Source organism: Kocuria himachalensis (assembly GCF_054784195.1).
The window spans coordinates 1-4,275 of the sequence record NZ_BAAGPL010000067.1 but is presented as its reverse complement, the minus strand read 5'-3'; the positions used below and the strand labels follow the sequence as shown (position 1 = coordinate 4,275).

At 66.7% G+C, this 4,275-nt stretch carries 5 protein-coding genes and 1 pseudogene; 2 read left to right on the top strand and 4 right to left on the bottom strand.

Annotated features, from left to right (window positions below; translation table 11 throughout):
• Positions 1 to 78 precede the first annotated feature (78 nt).
• Positions 79 to 309 (top strand): annotated as a pseudogene (locus ACYVM4_RS18665) (DUF4913 domain-containing protein); the annotation flags it as partial.
• A gap of 65 nt (positions 310 to 374) precedes the next feature.
• Here ACYVM4_RS18665 and ACYVM4_RS18660 read toward each other — a convergent pair.
• The 3 genes from ACYVM4_RS18660 to mobC are packed head-to-tail and all read right to left on the bottom strand — an operon-like array spanning position 375 to position 3,048.
• Positions 375 to 1,145 (bottom strand): hypothetical protein, encoded by a 771-nt coding sequence (locus ACYVM4_RS18660; RefSeq protein WP_284564026.1) that lies wholly within the window; start codon positions 1,143 to 1,145, stop codon positions 375 to 377.
• A gap of 2 nt (positions 1,146 to 1,147) precedes the next feature.
• Positions 1,148 to 2,662 carry a relaxase/mobilization nuclease domain-containing protein gene (locus tag ACYVM4_RS18655; RefSeq protein WP_460669531.1) on the bottom strand — a complete coding sequence of 505 codons (1,515 nt, stop codon included), beginning with the start codon at positions 2,660 to 2,662 and terminating at the stop codon, positions 1,148 to 1,150.
• Entirely contained in the window at positions 2,659 to 3,048 is a 390-nt protein-coding gene (gene mobC / locus ACYVM4_RS18650) for a plasmid mobilization relaxosome protein MobC (RefSeq protein ID WP_460669530.1), read from the bottom strand. The genes ACYVM4_RS18655 and mobC overlap by 4 nt, the downstream gene beginning before the upstream one ends.
• 214 nt (positions 3,049 to 3,262) lie before the next feature.
• Between mobC and ACYVM4_RS18645 the strand changes: the two genes are divergently transcribed.
• A complete protein-coding gene (locus ACYVM4_RS18645) occupies positions 3,263 to 3,592 on the top strand; it encodes a hypothetical protein (RefSeq protein WP_460669529.1) in 330 nt (109 codons plus the stop codon).
• Between the two features lie 441 nt (positions 3,593 to 4,033).
• Here ACYVM4_RS18645 and ACYVM4_RS18640 read toward each other — a convergent pair.
• On the bottom strand, positions 4,034 to 4,275 hold a 242-nt coding region (locus ACYVM4_RS18640), incomplete at its 5' end, for a hypothetical protein (RefSeq protein ID WP_460669528.1).

Here is a 4,275-nt window from a genome sequence, read left to right as displayed (position 1 = left end):
GATGAGTGATCAGGGGGTCAACCTTCAGCTGCCGAAAAGGGGTCAGCTTTCGCCTGCCGTTGACAGTGCGCCCAGTGGTGGCGGCATGATGAAGCGGTGAGCCGTCTGACGGGGCTGTGGAGGGCGTGGGAAAATCTGCGCCTAGATCCCACTACCGGGCTGGCGGTGTGGTGGCAGAACTACGCCGACCCGACCATGCGGGTCCTCTTTGAGGAGAAGGGTCCTTTCCACGGCTGCACTCCCAGGGAGCACCGCCCCAAGGGAGTTCCACTGACTTTGGAGCCACCTCCAGAGGGCCTGTTCGACTGAACCTCACAGCGAGAGGGGCGCAACCCGTCACGGGTTGCGCCCCTCTCGCTGTTGCCCTCATGGCATCAGCCGAGTTCCAAGCCTCTTTCTCGTCCTGCTGGGCGCCCGGTGTTTTTGCGGGCCTTGGGGCCACGCTTGGTGGAGCGCACAGCCTCTATGGGAGGCGTGCCCTGGTCCCGGTCGGCGGCCAGACGTGCCCGTACCCCATCGCGGCCCTCCTCGGTGCCACCAAAGGCCGCCATGAGCTTTTTGGCCAGGTTCGCCCGCCGGTCTCCGGAGTCCCAAAGTTCCTCGGCTTCGGCAGCCGAGTGGCGGGTGTCGGCGTCGTTTTGCAGATCCCCCCGGCTGGCCTCTGCGGCGTTGAGGGCGGCCTCAGCGTGGTCACGTTGGGCGTCCACGGCTTCGCGGGCCGCGGTCCCCTGCTCGACTGTCTCAGTGCGCTGTTGCTGCGGGATGCGATCTTCCAGGTAGTCCTCCACGGCCAGCCCGTAGCGGTCCTTTACCTCCGACTCGATCCGTCCTCGCGCGGTGCGGGCGACCTCGTCGTGCTGCTCCCACTGCCGGGCCAGCCCGTAGTGGGCAGCGATGTCTTCCGGCTTGGCGGACTCCCAGAAACGGTCCTGATCCACCGGGGCGAGCTCGGTGCGCATCACTGCTCGTTCGGCTTCGAACCGGTCTTCCAGCTCCCGTCGCCGCTGCTGCTGCTCCATCAGGCGTTGACGCACTTGCTCGGCGCGCTGACGGGCCATCATCTCGCCCCAGCGCCCGGCGACGGCCATCGCTGCCTGGAGGTCACGGCCGATCAAATCGTTCACGCCATCGGGTTGTGTGCTCATCTCTACAGCTCCATTCCGTGGTCCGTGCGGGGGGTGTGATCTACGTAAGGGTGCTCAACCGTGGGCCCCTGGGTCTCGCGCAGCGCACCACGGGCACGGGCGGGTCCGGCGTGGGAGGCACTGCGCTTGGGAGAAGAAGGCTCGACTTCCGGTAGTGGCTCCGCCACCACCGAGAGGTGCTGCCGGAAGGTGTCCACGATCAACTGGGTCTCGCGCAGTTCTTTGTTGGCCTGATGCATGTCCTGGAACGCGCGGGTCATCCGCAGCATCTGGTTCATGATCAATGCCTGGGCCATCGGGGAGGGCGCTTTCGTGACCGCCAGCAGGAACGCCGTGGTGCCACTGGTACGCAGTGGAGCTTCCAACGGGGTGGTGATCTTCAGCCCCGACCGGTGCGCCGAGCGTGCCAGCGTCCTGGCGGTGCGCCCCAAGGGTCCTTGCCCGTCCTCGGTCGCGTGCGACCACGCCGCGAACACCCCGGAGGCTTCACGAGCCGCGTGAGCCCACGCCTGATGGTCGTCCGGTGCGAGCTTCACCAGGCGCCGGCGAACCTCTTTCAGTTCATCCGCCAACCGCCTAGCGGTCACCTCGTCCAGGGCCGCACCGGGGGCGTCGGGGTGGACGATGCGGCGGTGCCGCTTGGCAGCCATCCACTCCTCCGACGCCTCTTGGGCGGACTCGGGGGTGTCCGGCCAACGGGTCCGCAGGGACGGGAGCGTGAGGTCCTGGGCGAGCTTGCCACCACCGAACCACAGCGGCCGCATCCCCTTCGGCGGACGCTCCGCCACGGAGTACCCGGTCACCACCGAATCAGTGCCAGCGGCGAAGCGGGGGTGCACGAGCATGTTCGCCCGGCGCATCTGCCGCACGAACTGGGCCTCGGTTTCGGCGGCCACCGCGCACGCCCGCACGGTGCGCTCCAACGCGAATCGGGCCGGCTCCCGGGTGCTGTCCCGCCGCACCTCGCCCTGCTGCAACCACCGTTCGGAGTGGTTTCCGAGCTGGATGAAATTGAAGTCCTTCTCGATCCCACGCGCAGCCTTCTGCGCCCGGGAGAAGTCGTTGCCCCAGTTCCACTTGGTGCCGTCCCCACGGATGGTGGAGGCGACGATGTGGATGTGGTCGTTGCCCTTGGTGGAGCGCCCGTGGTGCACCGCAACCCACTGGCACGGAGCCTTGGCCCCAGCGTCGGTGAAGTCCATCTCGTCCATGAACCGCTGAGCGATGTCCGACCATTCCGGATCGGTGACCTCCCGGTCCTGGTACGGAATCGACAACGAGCAGTGCCAGATGTGCTTGGCGTCAGCGTCCACCCCGAAGGACCGCCGGTTCAGGTCGATCTCGCGGGCGATGGACACCGCGGCTTCCTCGTTGAGCTGCACGTCGTCGTGCCAGGCCATGATGAGCGGGGAGCCGTTGATCAGGTGCGGGTCGGTGTGCTCGTTAGCCCTTCCCGGACCCACGAGATACTTCATCAGCCCGACCGGCTTGTCGCCCTTGGTGATGTTCGGAATCACGGGATCAACTCTTCGATCTTGGCCAGCACGTCCGCTCCAAAGCGGCGAGCTTCCTGCAAGGTCTCGACCGTTTCGGGCAGCACCTCTCCGGTGCTGTTGGCGTGCCGAGCAATCTGGTTCACGTTGTTGGCGATCGTGGCCATTAAGTGCCGCATCTGGATCAGCTCGGCCAGCTGATTCCGCCGCAACTGCACCGCTACCGGATCGGCTGACCCGAACACCGCCTCGACCATCAGCGCCGAGGGCGAGAGCCCGGTCTGCTGCTCCAGCATCATCAACTGAGCACGCTCCGACTCGGACATCGACACCCGGACGTACTGGGTCTTGCCCTCGATCCGCTTGCGACGGGACTTCCACACCCGACGCGGATTCTCCTGCTCCACCACAGCGCCTCCTCTCCTTGCCGGCCCAGCGCAGCGCCCCCACTTTGTGGGCCCCACACGACCAGTGTGCCACCGCAAAGGCCGCGAGGCCAGCAGCGCTGCCCTTTTATGGCACATAAAAGATAGCTTTGCTCCGCTGGGGCACCACGGGTACGAAGCGCGGGCGGAGCGTCCGTGGACAGTGGAACGCACGGTGTGCGTCCGTTAAGGTAGGGGCATGGCTAAGCTCACTGACCCCCAGCAGGCAGAGGAAGCCGCCCAGCGGCTGCTCAACGACCGGATGGACTACATCCGCCGGGCGATCACCGCCCGCGGCGCCCTCGACGAGGCCCGCGAAGCACTCAAGGAGGCCGAGAAGAACGACGCCCAGGCGTTCCAAGCCGCGGTGAACAACGGCGGCTGGACCGCCTACGAGCTGAAGAAGATCGGACTGGCGGCACCCGATAAGGTGCAGCGCGTACAGCGCCGGCGAAAGGCCACATCGACTTCCCCGGACACTCACGCCTCGTCCGCGCAGAACGGCAGCGACACCGAGCCGGAGCAGTGACGCCCAGTCGTTGGGTTCTCACCGCCAGCTACGGGGCGCTCCTGATTCTCTCCATCATCCTGGTGGCCCAAGGCTCGAAGATCGGAATGCTGACTGGCCTACTCCTGGTGGCCTCGCTGCTCGTGATCTGGCGTGAGGCACGCCAGGGTCGAGCGGAACGCGAGATGGACCACCGTGGCTGAGTCGCTGGCCCCGTGCCCACATGGGCACGGCCCGAACTCCATCGCTCCGCGGTTCGGCCCGCACCCATGATGGACAGCGGGGACCCCATCCGACCACCCGACCACAGCCGGCAGGTCACCTCACGTCCGACCGTCGCACTTCCGCTTCCGCCGGCTGTGGACGGCTTCCCGAGCAGGTGGTCACCACGCAACGACGGTGCCCGCTCCCCCAATGGGGAGCGGGCACCGTCCATCTGAACAGACCAAGCAGAGCGAGTATTTACAGCTCCAAGCCGCCCTGCTGGGGACGTTGCTCGTCGTGCCGCCGCGCCACCTCGAGCGGACGCCCGGAGCCGTTTCCACCACGCCCGGCAGTGTGGCGCCCCGCGGTGGGAGCATTGGGGAAGTTGATGCGCATCCGTTTCTTCAACGCCTCCAACTCCGGATCCAAAGTCGGTTGCGGCGTCTCTTCTCCGCGCATCGCACGGTCGATGCGCTCCACCTCCCACCGGGCAGCGTCCA

Coding starts and splice junctions, on each gene's coding strand:
- ACYVM4_RS18645 (WP_460669529.1), top strand. CDS start 3,263: ATGGCTAAGCTCACTGACCCCCAGCAGGCAGAGGAAGCCGCCCAGCGG.
- ACYVM4_RS18660 (WP_284564026.1), bottom strand. CDS start 1,145: ATGAGCACACAACCCGATGGCGTGAACGATTTGATCGGCCGTGACCTC.